This is a genomic window from Sphaerisporangium perillae, assembly GCF_023276435.1.
Taxonomy (GTDB): Bacteria; Actinomycetota; Actinomycetes; order Streptosporangiales; family Streptosporangiaceae; genus Sphaerisporangium; species Sphaerisporangium perillae.
The window spans coordinates 1-20,530 of sequence record NZ_JALLPO010000053.1 but is presented as its reverse complement, the minus strand read 5'-3'; the positions used below and the strand labels follow the sequence as shown (position 1 = coordinate 20,530).

Sequence of the window (20,530 nt, the reverse complement as noted above, 5' to 3'; positions counted from 1 at the left end):
GAACGATGTGGCGGTGTGAGTCGACGTCACTCACCCGCGCGACGACGAAGGAGTTGACGATGTCTCAGCCGGACAGATGGGATCTGGTCTTCCAACGCGACGATCTGACCGTGAGCGAGATCCGGGGCGCGTCCTCTCCTCGCCTGCAGCCGGGCGAGGTGCGGCTCGCGGTGGAGAAATTCGGCCTCACGGCCAACAACGCCACCTACGCGCGCTTCGGCGATTCCGATATCCCGTTCTGGAACGCTTTCCCGGGACCCGACGGATACGGCCGCGTGCCCGTCTGGGGGTATGCGAGGGTGGAGGAGTCGCGCCATCCGGAGATCGGCGTGGGCACGCGCTACTTCGGCTACCTGCCGATGTCCACCCACCATGTCGTGGCGCCGCAGGTCACGCCACGTGGGTTCGCCGACACCACGCCGCAGCGTCACTTCCTGCACCCGTGGTACTGGCACTTCGAGCGTGCCGAGGAGCCCGACGCGCTGGACGACCGCCGCGCCCTCATCCACCCCGTCTATCCGGCGGCCTACAACCTCGCCGACATGCTGGCGCGGCAGGCCGGGCTGGGCGCGCGGTCGGTCCTGATCACCAGTGCCTCCAGCAAGGTGGCGATCGGGCTGGTCGAGGAGGCGGCCGCACGCGGCCTCGGCCTGTCGGCCATCGGGATCACCTCCGAGCGCAACGCCGCGTTCGTGGGCGGTCTCGGCCTGTACGACACGGTCGTCTCGTACGAGGATCTGGCGTCGGCGCCGGTCACCGAGCCGGCCGTCTTCGTCGACCTCACCGGCGAGGCCACCTGGCGGCTCGCGGTCGCCGAGCGTTTCGCGGACAAGCTGGTCAACACCACGCTGATCGGCTTCACCCATCCCGGGGCGCAGGTGCCGCCGCCGCCCGGCCTTCGCGGTCCCGCTGCGGAGGTGTTCTTCACCCCCGCGGTCGAGTGGCAGGTCGCGGAGGAGGAGGGCCCGGAGAACTACTACGCCCGGTACGCCAGGTCCGAGCGCCGGTTCCTTGCGAGCACGACGTCGTGGCTGACCATCGAGCACGCGCAGGGGCCCGAGGCCATCGTCGACGTCTTCGGTGACGTGCTCGCCGGAAAGCAGCCCCCGGACGTGAGCTACGTCCTTCGTCCCTGAGGGCCATCCGGCACCAGGGGGGCCACATCGGGGGAGAACCGCAGCGGCTCGATGCCGGGCCTCGTCAGCAGGAGGAAATCAACCGTGACACTGGATACGGACAAGGCCGGCGTCCCCACGGGGTTGGCCGACCCTCCGGCCGGCCGCCCGCAGGCACCGGCCGTCACTTCCCGCACGCCCAAATCGTGGTGGCGCCGGCCGTGGATCATCCCACTGATGGCGATCGTCGCGATCTACCTGGTCTACCAGGTCTCGCCGTACGTCCCGGAGAGCAAGGCGCCGGTGCCCCCGCACGACGGGTTCCCGGCGTACTACCCGCTGCTCGTGGTGCACATGGTGGCCGGCACGCTGGCCATCGTGGCCGCCTGCTTCCAGGTGTGGCCGTGGCTGCGCAAGCGGCACCCGGCGATCCACCGGGCCAGCGGCAGGGTCTACGTGCTCGGGGCCGTGGTCGGCGGGATCATCGGCCTGATCCTCGTGCGGTTCGCCCCGGCGGTCGGGCAGATCGGCGTCAGCGCGGCCACCACGCTCTGGATCGTGTTCACCGTGACGGCGGTCGTGTACGCCCGTAAGCGCCGGTATGACCTGCACCGCCGCTTCATGCTGTACAGCTTCGCCATCATCATGAACAACATCTGGGGCGTGCTGATCGTCAACGTGCTGATGCGGATGCCGTTCGAGGTCGGGTTCACCTACATGCTGGAGGCCGCCCGCTGGACCGGCTGGATCTTCAACCTGATCCTGGTGCAGTGGTGGCTGTACCACACCGAGGGCCGGGACGTCGGCCTGCCCGGCCGGCGTGCCGAGCGGGTGCGCGCCTGAGCGCCGGAACCGTCCCGTAGGAGCGACCGAGCCGGGCGGCGGGCGGGGGAGACCCCGACGGCCGCCCGGCTTCCGCATGCCCGGCCGCGGGACGATCTGACGAACCCCGGCACGGCGAACGGCCGGCGGGCCCGTGCGGGACCGCCGGCCGTTCGCGCCGCGAGCCGGGTCAGCTGTCGATGAGCATGCAGTGGGCGGGGCGCGGGCCGGTCGCCAGGCAGTGGGCGCCGTAGTCGCCGAGCAGCCTCTCCGCCTCCTCGGCCGCCTCGCCGAAGCGCTCGACCGGGTCGGCGCCGAGCGCCATGATGTCCTCCAGGGCGTACATCATGGCGTGCTGGATCTGGGCGAAGTGGCCGAGCATCGCCGCCTGCGCGCCGGGGACGCCGGTCGTCATGTTCAGCTGGTCGGTGGCCACCCGGTGATAGGGGTGCTCGTCGTACCAGCCCTCCCGCTCCAGCAGCTCGGCGGCGGCGTTGGTGACCGGCGCCGAGCCGTACACCTTGTGCCACTCGGCGGCGTTGCGCGGGTTGTTGAGGTACTGCATGAAGGCGAGCGCGCCGTCGCTGGTCTCCTCGTCCAGGCCGTCGCGCAGCCAGATGCCGTCGCCGCCGATCCAGTTGCCGGCGAAGGGGAAGTCCGCGTTGTAGGGCGTCGGGGTCACCGCGACCTCGAAGCCCCGCTCCCTGCCCGCCTTGACCATGTACGGCGCCTCGAACGAGGAGCTGAACCGGAAGACGACCTGCTGGTCGGCGAAGGCCCGCGAGGAGCCGGCCCAGTCCTCCAGCTTTCCGGTGTGCAGGTAGTGGCCGTCCCTGTGCAGGCGGTACCACCACATGACGTAGGCCGTCATCTCGGGGGAAGTGAGGTCGACGGTCGTGGCCCGGCCGGTGCGGCCGTTGTCGTTGTCGGTGAGCAGGCCGCCCTGATGGGCGAGGGCCTGCTGGAAGAACTTGCCGTCGTTGGCCCAGCTGATGGCGTGGGACGGCCCGTTCTCCAGCCGGGCGACCGCCGCGCACGCCTCCTCGATCTCCTGGAAGGTGCGCGGCACCTCGGTCACCCCGGCGGCGCGGAGCAGCGTGGTGTTGGTGTACATGTGCATCGTGGACAGGGTCATCGGAATGGCCGAGAAGGACCCGTCGATGGTGTAGAAGTGGCGGCCCGCGGCGACGACGTCGTCGAGGACGACTGGCTGGCCGAGGATCTCCGTGCGGCCGCCGATCGCCTTCTCGACCGAGGTGAACAGCGGCTTCCCGTCCCGGGTGAGGGTGTCGCGGGCGAGCTGGGTGGCGCCGCTGTAGTACGAGGCGATGGTCGGCGGGCGGCCCTGCTGTGTCGCGTCCGCGACGTCCCGCGCCAGGTCCTGGAAGTAGGAGCTGCTCACGTCGATCCGGTAGCGCGGGTACGCCTGCTCGAACTCCCGGGCCCGCTGCTTGATCGGGTCGAGGAAGTTCGGAAACGTGTAACCGGAGAACCGGGCGTCGATGACGATTCTTCCGGAGCGGTCCGCCTCACTCACGTGCTCATCCTTTCGTCGGGAATCACGGCGGGTAAGCCCGCGCAGCCTGAGCGGCCCGGTCGCTTCACGCGTGGCGACCAGGCCGGCGAGAGGTGGAGACATCGGTTTCCCGATGCCCATGCTGCGAGACCGCCCACCTCTGCGCATCTCCGCCGTTGCGGTGTTCTCCCGCGAAAGAGCACATCCAAAGATGCAGCCGGATTCTCCGCGACGGCACGCTTGGGAGGAGCCGAGCCGACCATGACCGGCGCGGCGGTGGCGTGGACGCCGCCCGGCCGCCAGTGGAGGAACGAACATGACCGATGTACAGAGCCACGGCCATCCCAACGGAGCCGTCGCCGCCGTTCCCTCCGGCCCGGCCGATGAGCGGTACATCCCCGAGTTCGGGCCGTCGACCATCACCCGTGACGACCCGCGCTACGACAGCATGCTGCGCGGCACCAACCACCGGTTCGTCGGCAGCCCCGACTACGTGCGCGTGGTGACCAGGACCGAGCACGTCGTGGCCGCGGTCGACGAGGCGGTGGCGGCCGGGAAGCGCATCGCCGTGCGCAGCGGCGGCCACGGCCTGGAGAACTTCGTCGCCAACGCCGAGGTGAAGGTCCTGCTGGACATCTCGGAGATGACCGCCGTCTACTACGACAGCGGCCGCCGAGCCTTCGCCATCGAGGCCGGCGCGACCCTGGGTCACGTCTTCCGCGTGCTGTTCAAGGGATGGGGCGTGACCGTCCCCGCCGGCATGTGCCCCGAGGTGGGCGTGGGCGGGCACTTCGCCGGCGGCGGCTTCGGCCCGCTGTCGCGCAGCCTCGGCGCGGTCGTCGACTACCTGTACGCCGTGGAGGTCGTGGTCGTCGGCGAGGACGGGCGGGCGCGCGCCGTCGTGGCCACCCGCGAGCCCGGCGACCCGCACCGCGACCTGTGGTGGGCGCACACCGGCGGCGGCGGGGGCAACTTCGGCGTGGTGACGCGCTACTGGATGCGCAGCCCGGACGCGGTCTCCTCCAACCCGGCCGAGCTGCTGCCCAAGGCGCCGGCCGCCACCCGCAGCGGCCTCGCCATCTGGTCGTGGGAGGGGATGACCGAGGAGGCCTTCACCACGCTGCTGCGCAACTTCGGCACCTGGTGCGAGAACAACAGCACCGCCGGCACGCCGCAGGCCGACCTCTTCCCGTACTTCCACGGCACGCACAATTCGACGCAGCCGGGGCTGATGGTCGGCGCGCTCATCGACGACGGGCTGCCCGGCGCCGAGGCCCTGATGACCGCCTTCCTCGACGAGGTCGCGGCCGGGGTCGGCGTGGAGCCGGCGATGCGGTTCCAGGAGGTCCAGCCCTGGCTGTACGCGGCGTCCTACCCCGGCTACGGCGACCCCGGCAACCCGGGGGTCCGCCGGTTCAAGATCAAGGCGGCGTACCTGCGCAAGGGCTACAGCGACGCGCAGATCGCGGCCGTCTACAAGCACTTCACCGGCGAGGTGTACAACCCGGCCCAGGTGCTGCTCGTCGGCTACGGCGGCCAGGTCAACACCGTCGCCCCCGACGCCACGGCCACCGCGCAGCGTGACTCCATCCTCAAGGCCGCCTACCTCGGCGCCTGGGCGAGCGAGGCCGAAGACGAGCAGAACGTGGGCCTGATCAGGGACCTGTTCCGCGACATCTACGCCCACAGCGGCGGCGTCCCGGGACCGGACGAGCTCAGCGACGGCGCGTACATCAACTACCCCGACGCCGACCTGGCCGACCCGGAGCTGAACACCTCCGGCGTCCCCTGGCACACCCTGTACTACAAGGACAACTACCCCCGCCTCCAGCAGGTCAAGAAGCGCTACGACCCGCGGAACGTCTTCCGCCACGCGCTGTCCATCAGGCTCCCCGAATAGCCCTCCCTTTCTCGCGCCGGGGCTTCGCGATTTCCGAAAGGACGCGGCGGGCCGGCCGTTCGTCTCCGGCGGCCGGATCGCCCGCCCGTCCCGCTCGTGGGTGCCCGCGCACCCTGATCAGCTCGACCGACAAGATCTTGGAGTCACTCATGGAGAATCGCTGCCCCGTCGCCCTGGACATCACCGGCAAGGACATCCACGCCGAGGCCGAGCACCTGCGTTCGCTCGGCCCGGCGGCCCTGATCGAGCTGCCCGGCGGCGTCACGGCGTGGGCGATCACCGACTACGCCGTCCTGCGGCGGGTGCTGACCGACACGCGCGTCACCAAGAGCGCCCGTGCCCACTGGCCCGCGTTCACCAACGGCGAGATCCGGCCGGACTGGGAGCTCATCAGCTGGGTCGCGATGGACAACATCTCCACCTCCTGGGGCACCGACCACAAGCGGCTGCGCCGCCTGGTCGGCAAGGCGTTCACTCCGCGCCGCATCGAGGCCGTCCGCCCGCGCATCGTGGAGCTGACCAACGAGATCCTCGACGCCCTGGCCGGCACCGAGCCGGGCGAGGTGGTCGACCTGCGCGAGCGGTTCGCCTACCCGCTGCCCGCCCGGCTGGTCGCCGAGCTGATCGGCATGGACGAGACCGCCCTGGCCAAGACCGCGGTCGTCATCGAGATGATGGTGGACACCACCGTCAGCCCCGAGAAGGCCCACTCCATCCTCATGGGCTGGCGCGACGCGATGGCCGACTTCATCGCCTCCAAGCGGGCCAATCCCGGCGAGGACATCACCAGCGACCTGATCGCCGCCCGCGACGACGAGGACGGCTCCAAGCTGAGCGAGGGCGAGCTCACCGACACCATCTTCGCCATCCTCGGCGCCGGGTCGGAGACCACGATCAACTTCCTCAGCAACGCGGTCACCCAGTTGCTGACCCACCCCGACCAGCTGGAGCTCGTCACCTCCGGCCGGTTGGCCTGGGACAACGTGCTGGAGGAGGTGCTGCGCGTGCAGGCGCCGCTGGCCAGCCTGCCGCTGCGCTTCGCCGCCGACGATGTCGACCTGGACGGCGTGCTGATCCGCAAAGGCGACCCCATCCTGGTCAACTACACCGCGGCCGGCCGCGACCCGAAGCTGCACGGGGAGAGCTCCTGCGAGTTCGACATCACCCGCTCCGACAAGGAGCACATCTCCTTCGGCTACGGCCCGCACTACTGCCTCGGCGCCGGCATCGCCCGCCTGGTGGGCGGCATCGGCCTGTCCACGCTGTTCGAGCGCTTCCCCGACATCAGCCTCGCCGTCCCCGCCGAGGAGCTCCAGCCGCTGCCCACGTTCATCATGAACGGCCACCGCAGTCTGCCGGTCCGCCTGCACGCGCGGGTGCCGGCCGAGGCCCACTGACCGACCGGGCGGAGGACGCATGCGCGAAGTGATCCTGTCGATGTTCGTGAGCGTCGACGGCTACATCGAGAACTCGACCGGTCAGCAGGACTGGAACATCGACGCCTTCGACGACGAGATGGAGCGCCACGTCGGGGAGCAGCTCGGCGAGGTCGACGCCCTGCTGCTGGGACGCAGGACCTACGAGCTCTTCGCGCAGGCGTGGCCCACGGAGACCGGCGAGGTCGCCGACAAGATGAACGGCATCGACAAGGTCGTCTTCTCGCGGACCCTCAAGAGCGCCGCGTGGCACAACACGCGGATCGCCGCGGGCGACGTCGCCGAGGAGATCGCCGAGCTCAGACGGCTGCCCGGCAAGGACATGCTGATCTACGGCAGCGCCGAGTTCGCACGCGACCTCATGCGGCTCGGCCTGATCGACGAGTACCGGCTGTGGGTCCATCCCGTCGTCCTCGGCGACGGCAAACAGCTCTTCGAGAACTTCAAGGACCGCATCGACCTGAAGCTGGTGGACACCCGGGTGTTCGACACCGGGGTCTGCATCCTGCGATACCGGCCGGCGTGAGCCACCCCGGGCCGTCGGCCGGCCCGCACCACTCCCGTGAGAACCGTTGACACAGAACCTATGGAGGCCGGCGTGAAGGTTGGCTTGGTAATCGGGGACTTCGCCTGGAAGGGCGGACCGGCCCGGGTGGCGGACACGCTGGTAGAGATCGCGCAGTCCGCCGACGACGCCGGCTTCTCGCTCCTCGGCGTGGGCGACCACGTGTGGCAGGGCCCGCACGCGGGCGGCCCCGAGGCGCCCATGCTGGAATGCTTCACCACACTCACCCTGCTCGCCGCGCACACCCGGCGCTGCCGGCTCGCGCCGATCGTGGCCGGGGTGCACTTCCGCCACCCGGGCATGCTGGTCAAGACGGTGACGTCCCTGGACGTCCTGTCCGGCGGGCGCGCGATGCTCGGCCTCGGCGTCGGCTGGTACGAGGACGAGGCGCGCGGCCTCGGCATCCCGTACCCGTCCCTCGCCGACCGGTTCGCGATGCTGGAGGAGACGATCCAGATCTGCCACCGCATGTGGGACGGTGAGCGCGGCGACGAGCGGCCGTACGAGGGCGCGCACTACCGGCTGGAGCGCCCGCTGAACCTGCCGCAGAGCATCGCCCGCCCGCACCCGCCGATCCTCATCGGCGGCGGCGGGGAGCAGAAGACGCTGCGCCTGGTCGCCCGGTACGCGGACGCCTGCAACCTGTACCCGGGCCCCGACCTGCCGGCGAAGCTGGAGGTGCTGCGGGGGCACTGCGAGACGGAGGGACGCGACTACGACGCGATCGAGAAGACGGTCATCTTCCCGTTCGACGTCGGCGACGACGGCGCCAAGGCCGGCGAGCTGGCCGAGGAGCTGCGCAGGCTGGCCGGCCTCGGCGTGGACACCGCGATCGGCATCGTCTCCGGCCCCGAGCCGGTCCGCCAGGTGGAGATCATCGGCAAGAAGGTCGTCCCCGCCGTCGCCGACGCCTAGCACCGGTCCTGCGCCTGCAGTGCGGTGGCCGGACCGGCGGGGTCGCGCGCCGGGCGGCCCCCTCGCCGCTCAGGCGGAACCTCGAGTGGATCAACGACCTGCTCTCCCACGAGCGGAGGAAGGAAGCAGATGGCCTTCGAAGCGATCCAATCGCTCGTCGGGCGTGCGATCGAGCGGTTCCCCGACCAGGTGGCCGTCGAGTGCCCGCAGGGCGTCTCACTGACCGACATCGGCGTGGAGGGCACCGTGGACGTGCTCGCGCGCGAGAGCGGGAGCTGACATGGCCGGACCGGACCGGGAACTGGTCCCCGAGCAGTGGGTGGCCGTCGAGGAGATCCCGCGCGCCGCCGGCGCCGTCCTGCGGGACGCGCTCGCGCCGCCGAGGCCGACCAGGTTCGGCACCGACATCGGCGAGGAGCCCGACACCGCCCCGAGGCCGGCGCGCACCGGCGATCCGACGGTCCCGCTCACGCCGGTCCAGCGCGCCTACCTCGACCGCCACACCGACGCCCCCGAGCGGCGGGCGCGCGCCCTGCTACTGGAACCGCCCGGCCGGCCCGACCTGGCCAGGGTCAGGAAGGTCACGCTGCGGCTGCTGCTGCACCACGACGCGCTCCGGACGCGCCTGGCCGGCCGCGACGGCGAGCCGCGCCAGCGGGACGCGGGCGTCGGCACGGCGCTGCCCGTCATCGGCCTGGACCTCTCCACGTTCGACCCGGCCGCCGAACCCGGCCTTCTGCGGGCCGCCGTCGACCGGATGCGCGCCCGGCTGAACCTCACCGACGGGCCGGTGCTGCAACTGGCTCTCATCGACCGCGGGCCGCGCCCGGCCTGGCTGCTGCTCGTCATCCACGAGTTGGTCGCCGACACCCCGTCGTGGCGGCTGATCCTGGAAGACCTGTGCTCGGCGTGGACGCAGGCGCAGGCCGGAACGCCCGTGGAGCTCACCCCCGCGGCGTCCTTCCTGGCCCGCGCCGGCGCGTCATCGGTCACGCCGGCGACCGTCCCCGCGTCCGCCGGTGCCGCCGAGGGCTCAGGTGTCCCTTGCGGCCCCGGCGTCTCGGCGTCCGCCGTGGCGACGCCGCGCCCGGGCGACTGCATTCTGCCCGGCTGCTCCGGGGACGCCGCCGAGACCCCCACCCGCACCCGCGTCGTCGGCGGCGACCTGGCCGGTACGGCGGCGCCCGCCGCGGGGAAGGTGCTTTCGGCCATCGCCGCCGTGCTCACCGAGTGGCTGGGCGGGGAGTTCCTCACGGTGGACGTGCTCGACCACACCACCCGCGGCGAGCAGGACGCCGGCCCGCGCGCGGTCGGCCCGCTCACGGCCGTGGAGCGGACGATCGTCTCCGCCGAAGGGCCCTCCGGCCTCGCCGCGCCGGGCGTGCCGGCCGCCCGGATCAGGTACGACCACTTCGGCGACCTCGCCGGGCTGCTCCCCGCCGGCGCGCCGATGGCGCTCGCCTCCCGCGAAGAGGTCGACTTCACCGTCCTGCCCAGCACCCGGCCGTACGTGCTGTCGGTGAACGCCGCCGTCCAGGACGGGCGCCTGCGCCTGGACTGGTGGTGCGGCCCCCAGCTCCGCGAGCTGCTGGTGGAGGCCGACATCCCGCGGCGGGTGGCCCACCTGCTGTCCGGCGCCGGCACCGAGGTCACATGAGATGAGCGGCACGACCGCCGGGAGCACCGCTTCGGGGGCACGGCAAGGCGGGGACGGCCGATGACCGTGAGCGAGTGGTGGGAGGCGCGATGACGGTACGAGCGCAGGCGACCCGGGCCAGGTCCGGGACCTGGACGGCGGAGATGCGACCGGCACGTGCGGAGCCGGAGGGCCGCATCGTCGTGTTCCCGCACGCCGGAGCGGGACCGAACGCCCTGATGCCGCTGCTGGCATGCCTGCCCGAGGCCTACGACGTGCTGGGCGTCACCCTGCCCGGCAGGGAACGCCGCTTCGGCGAGAGCTACGAGAACACCCCGTCCGACCCGGGAGCGGTGGTGACCGGGATCCTCGGGGAGCTGGCAGCGCTGCCGTCCTGCCCGACCGTGTTCTTCGGCCACAGCATGGGCGTGGCCGTCGCGGTCGCGATGGCGCTGGCCGAGCCCGGGGCATGCGGCAGGCTCGTCCTGAGCGCGCACCCTCGACGAGGGCAACCGCCAAGCCGTCGCCGCCGAGATCGCCGGCACCACCACCCGATGAGTTCCGCGCCGGGAACTTCGGTGTGCCGCGGGCGGCCGTCGGGTCAGTCCGTGGAGTCCATCCCCGGGATCGGGGCTCCGGAGGGCATGCCCTCGGCGAGGTAGGCGTCGTAGTGCGACTTCCAGGACTCGGCGCCGTCACTGTGCGGGCCTTCGGCGACCAGGCCGGAGAGGTGCTTGCCGAGTTCGGCGAGGCAGACCGTCCACCCCGCCGCGCTGCGCGCCGCGGTGTCCCGCGCCTCCAGCACGTTGATGAACGTGAGCGTGCATCCGTCGTCCCCGTCGGGCCGCAGCTCGAAGTGCAGCTCGTCGGTTCCCCAGGTGTAGGCCAGGCGGCGGGGCGGGTCGTACACCAGGATCGTGCCCGTCATCGTCGCCCCCAGATTGGGGTCGCCGGAGAACTCGATGGTGCCGCCGGCGCGTGGCTGCATCGACACCTTCGACGGGAACCAGTGCGACAGCTCGCCGGGATCGGTGATCGCCTCCCACAGCCGCGACACCGGCCGCCGGTAGGTGCGTTCGAAGCGCAGGGCCGGGCGGCCTTCGTGTTCGATGTAGGTTCCGTGGTCCATCAGGTCTCCTTGCGATCGTCGTCGTCGTCGTCGAGGTGACGCCCGAGCGCGTCGAGCCGGTCGTTCCACAGCCGCCGGTAGGGCGCCAGCCACGCGTCCAGCTCGGCCATGCGGTCGGGGGCGATGGTGTAGATGCGGCGCTGCGCCTGCGTGCGGACCCGTACGAGGTCGGCCTCGCGCAGCACCCGCAGGTGCTTGGACGTCATGGGCTGGCTGAGCCCCAGCTCGCCGGCCAGTTCACCGACCGCGCGGGGGCCTTCCCGCAGGAGGTCGAGCAGCGCCCGCCTGTGCGGGTCGACCAGCGCCGACCATACCGTCTCCATCGTCACCCTGGGAATATGCCACCATTTGTATATACGTGTCAAGGCATATAAGGGGGAGACAGGCGGCCGTGCGCTCAGGCGTGGGCGCGGCCGGCGAGGGGGGCCAGACCGAGGATGGGGCCGATGCGGGCGGGCCGGAGTTACGGTGGGACACGAAGACCTCCGTGCGTGGTGTGGAGCCCAGACAGCTCCACCACACCGGAGGTCTTCCTATCGATCAAGCTCAAGTGTCAGCAACGCTGGTGGTCAATACAGCTAGGCGGTGGTGGACCGGGCCGGCGGGGCGCCCGGGTCGCCGGCCGGGAGCCGCTCGGGCAGGTCCGAAGCGGAGGCGGGCGGCATCGGCAGCGGAACCCCAGGGCCCCTGCCGCGGCCCGAGGACGCGAAGCGCCGCATGATCGGGCGTTCCACCAGCGAGTACAGCAGCCACGACAGCACCAGCGTGATGCCGAACAGCACCGCCAGCATCGCGAACCCGGCAGGAGTGCTCCAGCCCTTCATGGACCCGAACCACTGGGGGACGTAGATCAGGACCAGGAAGTGCCACATGTAGAAGGCGTAGGACACCTCGCCGAGCCACACCATGACGCGGCCGCCGAGCCGGCTCGTCCGCCGCTCGGCGTCATTGGCCGCGCCCGCGGCGATGATCAGGCCGAGCGGGATGACCGAGACGGCCACGACGTCGAAGCTGACCGGGAGCATCGGCGCGATGGCGTACAGGGCGATGCCGATCGCCAGCGCGCCGCCGAGCCCCACGGGGAGCCGCCTGCCGGTCATGACGATCCTGGCCAGGATCATGCCGAAGACGAACTCCAGCATCCGCACCGGCGGGAACTGCATGACGAACCACATCTCCAGCTCGGTCATGCCGAAGCCGGGGATCGGCGGCTGGGCCGGCAGCAGCTTGGCCACGAACGGCATGGCGAAGATGACCAGCACGGTCAGGCTCGCATACCCCCACAGCCGCTCCGGCCTGATGCGGCCGATGTAGCGGGCCATCAGCGGGAAGAGCAGGTAGAACAGCGCCTCGCAGGACAGCGACCACGCCGGCGCGTTGAAGGCCGTCCTGACGTCCAGGACGGGCACGTACGACTGCAGCAGCAGAGCGTGCAGGAGCGCCGTCCCGCCGTCGATGGCCTGTTTGCCCACCCAGCTCACCAGGACGAGCGCGGCGGCGAGCGTGATGATGTAGTTCGGGTAGATCTTCAGGAACCGGCGCCGCAGGAACGTCGCCGCGGTGTCGGAGGACCGCGCGGCGTAGGTCAGCACGAAGCCGCTCAGGATGAAGAAGTAGGAGACCGCAGCCCAGCCGCCCTGGACGACGACCGAGATGTACACGCCCGTGAACGCCGCGGAGGCGAACAGGCTCGCGCCGATCGCGTGGGTCAGGAAGACCATCGCCGCGGAGATGAACCGCATTCCGGTCAGCGACGGCAGCCGGGACGGCAGGGTTGGGGGACGGGAACCGACGGTCTGCGATAACTCCACCATTTGACGCACCTTCTCAGTTCTGGCCGGCTCAGGCTCGATCAAGGGGCGGTCCGGCGTGCCATATGCGTGCTCGGGGAGCCACCGTTCATCGATCGGCAGGACTTGACCATTGCATCCCGGCGGTCGCGCGCGCATTTTCCAAAATGCGGTGTTGGCGGCCTGGCGTCGGCATTCCGCATTCCAGGAGATGCCCGCTCGGCGGGCAGCCGTGACGCTGGCTACATGGCCCGATTCTCCGCTGACCATTCGAAATGGAGGGCTGCGCGGCAATGGCAGTAGCCACGAATGTTTCCGAGTACGGAGTCGTCCTCCCGCCCGAACCCGCGCTCACGCCGGCGGAGATCGTCGCGAGGGCCGAGGCCATCGCGGCGACGCTGGTCGCGCGCCAGGCCGAGACCGAGGAGCGCACCTTCTACGCGCAGGACACCCACGAGGAGTTCCTCCGGGCAGGCTTCTACCGGATCCTCGTCCCGCGGCGCTACGGCGGCTACGAGTTCGGCATCGACACCTTCATGCGGGTGACGATGGCGCTCACGCGGGGCTGCCCGTCGACCGGCTGGATGTACTGCCTGGGGCACGCGCACGCCCTGGTCGTCGCCTCGCTGTTCGACGAGCGGGCACAGGCCGAGATCTTCGCCGGCGGCGACTTCATCTGCCCCGCGACGGTCGCGCCGAGCGGCACCGCCGAGCGCACCGCCGAAGGCGACTGGCTGCTCGACGGCACCTGGAACTACTGCTCGGGCTCGCCGTACGCGACGCACTTCATCGGCCACACCCTCGTGTCCCCCGGCGAGGGGCGCCCGCCCGCGCCCATGCTCTTCGTCGCCCCGCGCAGCCAGTGGCGGCGCCTTTCCGACTGGGGCGGGCAACTCGGCCTCAAGGGCAGCGGATCGCACAGCATCACCATGGAGAACGGGCTCGTGCCCGGCCACTTCACCCTGGACACCCACGTCAGCCAGGTCGACGTCTCCAAGGGCACCCCCGGGCGCACGCTGCACGGCAACCCGGAGTACGGCGGCGGCCAGCTCAGCTTCATGGTCATCGAGGACGCCATCCTCGCCGTGGGCATGGCGCTCGGCGCCCTCGACGCCTACGAGGAGCTGATGCGCACCCGCATCACGATGTTCCCGCCGAACGTGCCCCGCGCCGAGGACCCCGACTACCAGTTCTGGTACGGCCAGGCCGCCGGGATGATCGCCACCGGCGAGGCGGCCGTCCTGCACGCCGTCCGGCAGTGGACCGAGACCTGCGCGCGCGGCCCGGCGGCGGTCACCAAGGAGCAGGAGATGCGGGTCGCCGCGATCTGCCACCAGGTGGTCGACCTCTGCTGGCACGCGGTGGAGAACTACCTGTTCCCCACCGCGGGCTCCAGCGCGGTCCGCCAGGGCCAGCGCATCGAGCGGGTGTGGCGTGACATGTCCATGTTCCACAGCCACGCCGGATTCGCCGTCTTCCTCTCCACGATCGCCAAGCGCGAGCTCGCCAAGGCCCGCTTCGGCGTCGGCGACGCCGCGCACGCCTGACCGGCGACGGCGCCCCGATCCCTGCCGGCCATGTCCACCGACGACGCTGGACATGGCCGGCAGAGCGTTTCCCGGGCCGGTTCGCCGGCCCCCGCTCTTTTGACGGCCGATCTCAGGCCGCACGGCCGATCTCAGGCCGCTCTGCTCTAAGGCCGCTCTGCGCGCGACGGCGACGACAAAGCCGCACCACCGCGCCCGGGGTGCGGTGGTGCGGGGGCCGGACGGGGGCCGGTCAGCGGTTCGGCTTGCGGGCGGACACGATCACGTACCCGATCTGGTCCTTCCTCGGCGCGAAGAAACCCAGGTGCCTGCGGGAGAACTCCGCCAGGGCCTCCTCGCCGAACTTCGCGGCGATCGTGTCCCTGTGGTCCATCGCGGCCTTGATGTACTTGCTCTTCTTGCCGAACACCCTCGGGCCGCACTGGGTGTACTCCTCGACCTCGAAACCGGCCCGCTCCGCGCGTGCGATCCACTCGGCCAGTGTGGGCAGCTCCCGCAGCTTCAGCGTGCTCATGAACCTCTTCACCCGCGCGGGTTCGGCCGCCGACTCTAGGCTGAAGTCGGAGAAGGAGATGCGGCCGCCGGGACGCAGCACCCTGAACAGCTCCTTGAACACCTGCTCCAGGTCGGGGGCGTTCTGCAGCGACTCCAGCGCCAGGACGGCGTCGAAGGAGCCGTCGGGGAAGGCCAGGTCGGTGTAGTCGCCGTACTCGAAGCTCACCCGGTCGGTCACGCCGCTGGACAGGGCGCGCTCGGTCGCCTTGTCGATCTCGAAGGAGCTGACGGTGATGCCGGTGACCCGGGCGCCGTAGTTCTTGGCGAGGAACACCGCCGTCTCGCCCGGCCCGCATCCGGCGTCCAGGACCCGCTCACCGGGACGCAGGCCGAGTGTGTCGGCCACCTTGCGGCTGATGCGGTGCACGGCGTCCTTCAACGGGGCGTCGTCCTCGTTGTCGTACCAGTACCACATGTGCAGCTGGCCGTTTCGGAGCTCGTCGCCGATCGGGGAGCGCTCGTCGTAATGGGTGCCGATATCGGCCGGGTCGATCAATTCCCTGGTCATCTATCCCTCACTCCAGACGATGGTCGGCCGGTGGCGGAAACGGAGAACGGCGGGCCGGCCGTCGGCTCGGCGCTGTGTCGCCGAGATCCGGCGGCCGAGATTTAAAGACGACGGAATCGTTTCTTTCCCCAGCCTCATGGTGGCCGCGCCGCCGCATTCCCGCATCTCCCCGGTTGCTGCCTGCCGGCGGTATCACGGCAGCTCGCGCGGGCTGCTGGTAAGCACGCTCGGAGAAGACTCCGGGCGGCGGCCGGTGCGAAGATTTCGTGGACGGATTTCTCGCCGGACGGGCACGGAACGAGCCGGGCCGTGAAAGCGGCCATCCGGCGGTGCGCATCGGAACAGTGCACATTGGGCGCGGCCGGCGTACGCCGGCGATTCCAGCCGTGCGGGCGCCCATTCTCCCTTTCGTGAAAGGACGCGCACATGAGTGTTTCCACCACGGGACCGGCTGTCGCCGAACTGCTGACCGAGTTCACGGACGCGACGCCCGGCCGTCTGGACGCCGAGTACCAGCGGCTGGCCGCGGCGCTGTGGAACGGCGGCCAGGCGACCGAGCAGGCTCTGGCGGCGACACCCGCACTCGTGACCGCGCTGGACCAGGTCGGCGACGACCGCAAGGGCCACCTGGTCGTCCTCCTCGGCCTGCTCGCCGAGGTCGAGTACCCCGTCACCGGCGGCCCGCTGAACACCGCGGTGCGGCAGGGACTGGACCGGTACCTCGAGCTGCTGGGCCGCGGGGACAAGACGCAGCCGCTGACGCTCGCCCTGCTGTACCTGCTGTCGCACTTCCCGGGTGACCGGGACCGGATCCTCGCCGCCGCGGGGGCCATCGACCTGGACCCCGCGGAGCGGACGCGGCTGGAGCGCGGCCTCGCCCGGCTGGACCTGGACGACCCGGATGTCGGCCGGGTGTGGCCCGCCCCGTCGGTGTGGGACCTCACCGAGGAGGAGCGGGAGTTCGACCGGCAGAACATCCGCGGCCTCAGCCCCGCGCAGATCACCACGAACTGGGAGAACGACACCCGTACGCTGTTCGGCTACTCGGGCGCCTTGGCCTACTGGGCCGTCCGGTACGGGATGCCGGTGACCATTCCCCCCGCAATCCCGTCCGGCGCGGCTCCCGGGCCCGCCGGCGAGCTCGGCATCGAGACCTTCGCGCAGTACGCGGACGCCCTGCGCTGCACGGCCTGCTCCGGTTCGCTGGAATTCGGGGAGACCGTCCGCTGCCCCGCCTGCTCGGTCCGCTACCCGATCGCCCACGGCATCCTGGACCTGTCCGATGGCATCAGCGAGTCCACGGCCGACCTGCCGCACGAGGCGACCGCCAACCTGCTGGCCAAGCTCGCCGAGATACCCAGCCTGGGCGTGTACTACGAGAAGGTGCTGCGGCCGGCCTTCCTTAACATCGCGGGCGCCAACTGGGGCGGCGCGGTGACGCCGGCGGACGAGGACGGCTACATCGCCCGCCAGATCCGCCCGGTGGACGGCCCCGTGCTGGACCTCGCGGCCGGCGCCGGCCGGTGGACCACCGTCGTCGCCAAGGCCGTCGGCCAGGAGCGGCTGGTCGCCGTCGACATGGGCCTGCCGATGCTCACCGTGCTGCGCGGCAAACTCCCGAAGGTGCCGGCGGTGCGGGGCAGCGCGCTCAACATCCCCTTCGAGGACGCCAGCTTCGGCGCGGTGAACTGCTGGAACGCGCTGCAGGCGTTCCCCGACGACGCGGCGGCCGCCATCGCCGAGGTGGGCCGGGTCCTGCGGCCGGGCGGCACGTTCACGATGATGACCTTCCTGTTCGACGAGGACCCGATCGCCCGGCACTTCCAGGAGTCGCACTACTTCCCCAGCCGCCCCGAGGGCATGCTGCTCTTCGAGATGGACGAGCTGACGAGGTGGCTGGCCGACGCCGGCATGGCGATCGCCGACTCCTCGGGCGCGGGCACGTTCGCCTTCGTCACGGCCGTGCGGAACTGACGGGACGGTCGCCACGGCACACGTATCCGACGGGCGCGCCGCGGTGCGCGCTCACGACCGAGCTGGAGGCGGGTCGCCCATGACCACGGTCAGCGAGCGGGACACGGGCATCGCGCTGCTGGGTGAGGCCGCGTACGAGGCCGCGACCGGGGTGTTCAACCTGATCGCCCCCGCGGAGCCCCGGGCCGCGGTCACCGTGCGCACCGTCGAGGAGATCCGGGCCGCGCTGCGCTTCGCCGCCGCGGAACGGATGCCGGTGCGCGTGCACACCACAGGGCACGCGTCGGCCACGGCCCGCCCCATGCGGGGCGCCCTGCTGATCCGGACGCGGATGGCGGGCGCCGTCGAGATCGACGCCTCGCGCCGCCTGGCCCGGGTCCCGGCGGGCACGCGCTGGGGCGCGGTCGTCGAGGCGGCCGCCGCCCACGGGCTCACCCCGCCGCACGGCTCCTCGCCGGACGTCGGCGTTGTCGGCTACCTGCTGCGCGGCGGCATGAGCTTCTACAGCCGCAAGGTCGGGCTCGCCGTCAACAGCGTCCGCGCGGTCGAGCTGGTCACCGCCGACGGGGAGCGGCGCAGGGTGGACGCCGCCTCCGACCCGGAGCTGTTCTGGGCGCTGCGCGGTGGCGGCGGCGGGTTCGGCGTCGTGACCACCGTCGAGATCGACCTGTTCCCCCTGGCGAAAGTGATCACCGGCGCGGCGTTCTGGCCGGCCGTCCATGCCTCCGCGCTCCTGCGCGCCTGGCGCCGGTGGACCGAGGACGCGCCCTGGGAGGTGGCCACGTCGGCGCGGGTGATGAACCTGCCCCCGCTGCCCGAGGTCCCGCCCGTGCTGGCAGCCGGCCCGGTGCTGTGCGTGGACGGCGTCGTGCTCGTCGAGTCCGGCCAGGACGTGCCCCTCGCCCGGCGGCAGGCCGAGGACCTGCTCGGGCCGCTCCGGGCGGTGGCGGACCCGGTGCTCGACACCTGGGAGCTCACCGAGCCCGCCGGGGTGCTCCAGGCGCACATGGATCCTCCCGACCCCGTCGCGATCGCCGGTGACCATCTGCTGCTCGGCGAGATCGGTGACGACGGCGCCGAGGAGCTGCTCCGGGTGATCGGTCCGGGGTCCGGATCCCCGCTGATCACCGCGGGCCTGCGTCAGCTCGGCGGCGCGTACTCCGTGCCGCACCCGTCCGGAGGCGCGCTGGACCACCTCGGCGCCCGGTACGCCTACTCGGGCGCGGGGGTTCCCGGCGGCGCGCTGACCAAGGAGGCGATCTTCGCCCACTGCGCGGTGGTACGCGCCGCGCTCGCCCCCTGGGACACCGGCCGCACCGCCCCCACTTTCGTGGAGAGCGCCGACCAGCCGCAGGGCCACCTGAGCGACGACCAGGTGACCGCCGCCGACCGCGTCCGCGCCCGGGTCGACCCCACAGGGGTGTTCCGCCATGACACCATGCGGAACACCACCGCCCTCATCTGAGGCGGCGTCTTCGAGGCGGCGTCTTCGAGACGGGGTTCTGGAGACGGGGCCTTCCCGGTCCTGATCAGGGCCCCGACCAGGGGCTTCCCGGTCCCGGCTTCCGGCGGCTCCGGTATGTTCGATACGAGGCTCGCCGGTCCGATGGATCTTCGATGTCCTCTCGTAGCCGGCAAGCCCCCGAAATCCCAGCGTCCGCCCTCGCGGACGGGCCTCTGACTGTGCGCCGAAATACGGTACAGGGGTATGGTGTTGAGCCAGAGGGGCGCCGGACCCCGCGTCGAGACGACAGGAGTGATCACGTTGAGCAGCACCACGTACACCGTCAAGGGCATGACCTGCGGCCACTGCGTCAGCTCGGTGAAGGAAGAGGTCGGCGAGGTTCCGGGTGTCACGGGTGTCGAGGTGGACCTTCCCACGGGGCTGGTAACGGTCCAGAGCGAGGGCCCCGTCGACGACGCCGCGCTCACCGCCGCCGTCCAGGAGGCCGGCTACGAAGTGGTGAGCGGGTGATGAACACCCCCGCGAAGCTCGCCGCCTACACCCTGGGGCTCACCGTGATCTTCGGTGGCGCCTTCGGGGCGGGAAAGGCGGTGGGCGCGGTCGGGACGCCGGTCGCGGCGGCGCATCCCGCGCATGCCGCGACGGCCGGCCAGGCCGGAACGGGGGGCGCCGGGCAGCCGGCGGCGGTTCCCGGGGGGCTGCAGGTGTCCCAGGACGGGTACACCCTGAACCCGCTGACCACGCGCGTCGAGCCGGGCCGGGTCACGCCGTTCCGGTTCACCGTGACCGGTCCCGACGGCCGGCCGGTGACCCGCTACCAGGTCGAGCACGACAAGAAGCTGCACTTCATCGTGGTGCCCCGCGATCTCGGCGGGTTTCGGCACCTGCATCCGGAGCAGGAGGCGGGCGGGGTGTGGTCGGTGCCGCTGACGCTGCCGCGCCCTGGCGCCTACCGGATGTTCGCCGACTTCACTCCCGAGGGGGCGGCCGGCCTGACCCTCGGCGCGGACCTGTACGCCGCGGGCGACTACGAGCCCGAGCCGCTGCCCGCGGCCGCCCGCACCACGACCGCCGACGGATACACTGTCACCCTCGACGGTGACCTGGAGCCGGGCAGGTCGAGCAGGCTCACCCTGAGGGTGAGCAAGGACGGCAGACCGGTCACCGACCTGCAGCCCTATCTCGGGGCGTACGGCCACCTGGTGGCGCTGCGGAGTGGCGACCTCGCCTACCTGCACGTGCACCCGGCGGGGAAGCCGGGGGACGGCGGCACACCGGCCGGACCCGAGATCACCTTCTACGCCGAGGTCCCCAGCGGAGGGGACTACCGGCTGTTCCTGGACTTCCAGCACGCCGGGACCGTCCACACGGCGGCCTTCACCGCCCGGGGCGGGACCGGGGCGACGCCGACCGGCGATCCGGTGCCGTCGGCCGGTCCCGGCCGGTCGAGCGGGCCGGACGTGCACGCTCCGTCCGGCGAACCGGACGGGCACGGGCACTGATGCCGGGCGAGAGCCGGGAAAGGAGAGACATGTCTTCGGTCACCGAACAGAAACCGCCGGGCGCCGGCGGCTCGGTCGAGCTCTCGATCGGCGGCATGACCTGCGCGTCGTGCGCCAACCGCATCGAGCGCAAGCTCAACAAGCTCGACGGCGTG

At 71.5% G+C, this 20,530-nt stretch carries 20 protein-coding genes; 15 read left to right on the top strand and 5 right to left on the bottom strand.

The window, feature by feature from the left end; translation table 11 throughout:
- Window positions 1–59: 59 nt before the first annotated feature.
- Both MYF83_RS36605 and MYF83_RS36600 read left to right on the top strand, forming a co-directional pair.
- On the top strand, window positions 60–1,136 hold the full coding sequence (locus tag MYF83_RS36605; protein WP_248965393.1) for a DUF2855 family protein: 1,077 nt from the start codon (window positions 60–62) through the stop codon (window positions 1,134–1,136).
- An 84-nt stretch (window positions 1,137–1,220) separates the two neighbouring features.
- Entirely contained in the window at window positions 1,221–1,958 is a 738-nt protein-coding gene (locus tag MYF83_RS36600; protein WP_248965392.1) for a DUF2306 domain-containing protein, read from the top strand.
- Window positions 1,959–2,127: 169 nt separating this feature from the next.
- Here the strand turns inward: MYF83_RS36600 and MYF83_RS36595 are convergent, their stop codons facing one another.
- On the bottom strand, window positions 2,128–3,474 hold the full coding sequence (locus MYF83_RS36595; RefSeq protein WP_248965391.1) for an extracellular solute-binding protein: 1,347 nt from the start codon (window positions 3,472–3,474) through the stop codon (window positions 2,128–2,130).
- 295 nt (window positions 3,475–3,769) lie between these two features.
- Between MYF83_RS36595 and MYF83_RS36590 the strand changes: the two genes are divergently transcribed.
- The 7 genes from MYF83_RS36590 (at window position 3,770) to MYF83_RS36560 (ending at window position 10,567) form a co-directional block, all read left to right on the top strand.
- Window positions 3,770–5,353 carry an FAD-binding oxidoreductase gene (locus tag MYF83_RS36590; RefSeq protein ID WP_248965390.1) on the top strand — a complete coding sequence of 528 codons (1,584 nt, stop codon included), beginning with the start codon at window positions 3,770–3,772 and terminating at the stop codon, window positions 5,351–5,353.
- 149 nt (window positions 5,354–5,502) lie between these two features.
- Window positions 5,503–6,750 carry a cytochrome P450 family protein gene (locus MYF83_RS36585; protein ID WP_248965389.1) on the top strand — a complete coding sequence of 416 codons (1,248 nt, stop codon included), beginning with the start codon at window positions 5,503–5,505 and terminating at the stop codon, window positions 6,748–6,750.
- A gap of 19 nt (window positions 6,751–6,769) precedes the next feature.
- Entirely contained in the window at window positions 6,770–7,315 is a 546-nt protein-coding gene (locus tag MYF83_RS36580) for a dihydrofolate reductase family protein (protein WP_248965388.1), read from the top strand.
- 72 nt (window positions 7,316–7,387) lie between these two features.
- Entirely contained in the window at window positions 7,388–8,269 is an 882-nt protein-coding gene (locus tag MYF83_RS36575) for an LLM class F420-dependent oxidoreductase (protein ID WP_248965387.1), read from the top strand.
- A 129-nt stretch (window positions 8,270–8,398) separates the two neighbouring features.
- Window positions 8,399–8,548 (top strand): hypothetical protein, encoded by a 150-nt coding sequence (locus tag MYF83_RS36570; protein ID WP_248965386.1) that lies wholly within the window; start codon window positions 8,399–8,401, stop codon window positions 8,546–8,548.
- A gap of 1 nt (window position 8,549) precedes the next feature.
- The gene (locus tag MYF83_RS36565) at window positions 8,550–9,926 is read left to right on the top strand and encodes a condensation domain-containing protein (RefSeq protein WP_248965385.1); all 1,377 of its coding nucleotides are present in this window, start codon (window positions 8,550–8,552) and stop codon (window positions 9,924–9,926) included.
- A gap of 89 nt (window positions 9,927–10,015) precedes the next feature.
- Complete coding sequence (locus MYF83_RS36560; RefSeq protein WP_248965384.1) at window positions 10,016–10,567, top strand: thioesterase II family protein; 552 nt, start codon at window positions 10,016–10,018, stop codon at window positions 10,565–10,567.
- Here the strand turns inward: MYF83_RS36560 and MYF83_RS36555 are convergent.
- The 3 genes from MYF83_RS36555 to MYF83_RS36545 all read right to left on the bottom strand — a co-directional run bounded on the left by MYF83_RS36555 (window position 10,507) and on the right by MYF83_RS36545 (window position 12,848).
- Window positions 10,507–11,034, bottom strand: a complete 528-nt coding sequence (locus MYF83_RS36555) for an SRPBCC family protein (protein ID WP_248965383.1) — start codon at window positions 11,032–11,034, stop codon at window positions 10,507–10,509. The two genes, MYF83_RS36560 and MYF83_RS36555, sit on opposite strands and share 61 nt — an antisense overlap.
- Window positions 11,034–11,357 carry an ArsR/SmtB family transcription factor gene (locus tag MYF83_RS36550; protein WP_248965382.1) on the bottom strand — a complete coding sequence of 108 codons (324 nt, stop codon included), beginning with the start codon at window positions 11,355–11,357 and terminating at the stop codon, window positions 11,034–11,036. Before MYF83_RS36550 ends, MYF83_RS36555 begins: the two co-directional genes overlap by 1 nt.
- A 255-nt stretch (window positions 11,358–11,612) precedes the next feature.
- Complete coding sequence (locus MYF83_RS36545) at window positions 11,613–12,848, bottom strand: acyltransferase family protein (protein WP_248965381.1); 1,236 nt, start codon at window positions 12,846–12,848, stop codon at window positions 11,613–11,615.
- A 269-nt stretch (window positions 12,849–13,117) separates the two neighbouring features.
- Between MYF83_RS36545 and MYF83_RS36540 the strand changes: the two genes are divergently transcribed.
- Complete coding sequence (locus tag MYF83_RS36540) at window positions 13,118–14,371, top strand: acyl-CoA dehydrogenase family protein (protein WP_248965380.1); 1,254 nt, start codon at window positions 13,118–13,120, stop codon at window positions 14,369–14,371.
- 232 nt (window positions 14,372–14,603) lie between these two features.
- Here the strand turns inward: MYF83_RS36540 and MYF83_RS36535 are convergent, their stop codons facing one another.
- Window positions 14,604–15,434 (bottom strand): methyltransferase domain-containing protein, encoded by an 831-nt coding sequence (locus MYF83_RS36535; RefSeq protein ID WP_248965379.1) that lies wholly within the window; start codon window positions 15,432–15,434, stop codon window positions 14,604–14,606.
- Window positions 15,435–15,860: 426 nt separating this feature from the next.
- Here MYF83_RS36535 and MYF83_RS36530 point away from each other — a divergent pair, with 426 nt between their 5' ends.
- The 5 genes from MYF83_RS36530 to MYF83_RS44605 form a co-directional block, all read left to right on the top strand.
- Window positions 15,861–17,408 (top strand): class I SAM-dependent methyltransferase, encoded by a 1,548-nt coding sequence (locus MYF83_RS36530; protein WP_248965378.1) that lies wholly within the window; start codon window positions 15,861–15,863, stop codon window positions 17,406–17,408.
- A 79-nt stretch (window positions 17,409–17,487) separates the two neighbouring features.
- Window positions 17,488–18,873 (top strand): FAD-binding oxidoreductase, encoded by a 1,386-nt coding sequence (locus MYF83_RS36525; protein WP_248965377.1) that lies wholly within the window; start codon window positions 17,488–17,490, stop codon window positions 18,871–18,873.
- A 300-nt stretch (window positions 18,874–19,173) separates the two neighbouring features.
- Window positions 19,174–19,383: a heavy-metal-associated domain-containing protein gene (locus tag MYF83_RS36520; RefSeq protein ID WP_248965376.1), complete on the top strand. Its 210-nt coding sequence runs from the start codon at window positions 19,174–19,176 to the stop codon at window positions 19,381–19,383.
- Window positions 19,383–20,375 carry a DUF8832 domain-containing protein gene (locus MYF83_RS36515; RefSeq protein ID WP_248965375.1) on the top strand — a complete coding sequence of 331 codons (993 nt, stop codon included), beginning with the start codon at window positions 19,383–19,385 and terminating at the stop codon, window positions 20,373–20,375. The genes MYF83_RS36520 and MYF83_RS36515 overlap by 1 nt, the downstream gene beginning before the upstream one ends.
- 29 nt (window positions 20,376–20,404) lie before the next feature.
- The coding region (locus MYF83_RS44605) for a cation transporter (protein ID WP_279340030.1) at window positions 20,405–20,530 on the top strand (126 nt) is incomplete at its 3' end.

Coding starts and splice junctions, on each gene's coding strand:
- MYF83_RS36605 (WP_248965393.1), top strand. CDS start 60: ATGTCTCAGCCGGACAGATGGGATCTGGTCTTCCAACGCGACGATCTG.
- MYF83_RS36590 (WP_248965390.1), top strand. CDS start 3,770: ATGACCGATGTACAGAGCCACGGCCATCCCAACGGAGCCGTCGCCGCC.
- MYF83_RS36585 (WP_248965389.1), top strand. CDS start 5,503: ATGGAGAATCGCTGCCCCGTCGCCCTGGACATCACCGGCAAGGACATC.
- MYF83_RS36580 (WP_248965388.1), top strand. CDS start 6,770: ATGCGCGAAGTGATCCTGTCGATGTTCGTGAGCGTCGACGGCTACATC.
- MYF83_RS36570 (WP_248965386.1), top strand. CDS start 8,399: ATGGCCTTCGAAGCGATCCAATCGCTCGTCGGGCGTGCGATCGAGCGG.
- MYF83_RS36565 (WP_248965385.1), top strand. CDS start 8,550: ATGGCCGGACCGGACCGGGAACTGGTCCCCGAGCAGTGGGTGGCCGTC.
- MYF83_RS36560 (WP_248965384.1), top strand. CDS start 10,016: ATGACGGTACGAGCGCAGGCGACCCGGGCCAGGTCCGGGACCTGGACG.
- MYF83_RS36555 (WP_248965383.1), bottom strand. CDS start 11,034: ATGGACCACGGAACCTACATCGAACACGAAGGCCGCCCGGCCCTGCGC.
- MYF83_RS36550 (WP_248965382.1), bottom strand. CDS start 11,357: ATGGAGACGGTATGGTCGGCGCTGGTCGACCCGCACAGGCGGGCGCTG.
- MYF83_RS36545 (WP_248965381.1), bottom strand. CDS start 12,848: ATGGTGGAGTTATCGCAGACCGTCGGTTCCCGTCCCCCAACCCTGCCG.
- MYF83_RS36540 (WP_248965380.1), top strand. CDS start 13,118: ATGGCAGTAGCCACGAATGTTTCCGAGTACGGAGTCGTCCTCCCGCCC.
- MYF83_RS36535 (WP_248965379.1), bottom strand. CDS start 15,434: ATGACCAGGGAATTGATCGACCCGGCCGATATCGGCACCCATTACGAC.
- MYF83_RS36530 (WP_248965378.1), top strand. CDS start 15,861: ATGAGTGTTTCCACCACGGGACCGGCTGTCGCCGAACTGCTGACCGAG.
- MYF83_RS36525 (WP_248965377.1), top strand. CDS start 17,488: ATGACCACGGTCAGCGAGCGGGACACGGGCATCGCGCTGCTGGGTGAG.
- MYF83_RS36515 (WP_248965375.1), top strand. CDS start 19,383: ATGAACACCCCCGCGAAGCTCGCCGCCTACACCCTGGGGCTCACCGTG.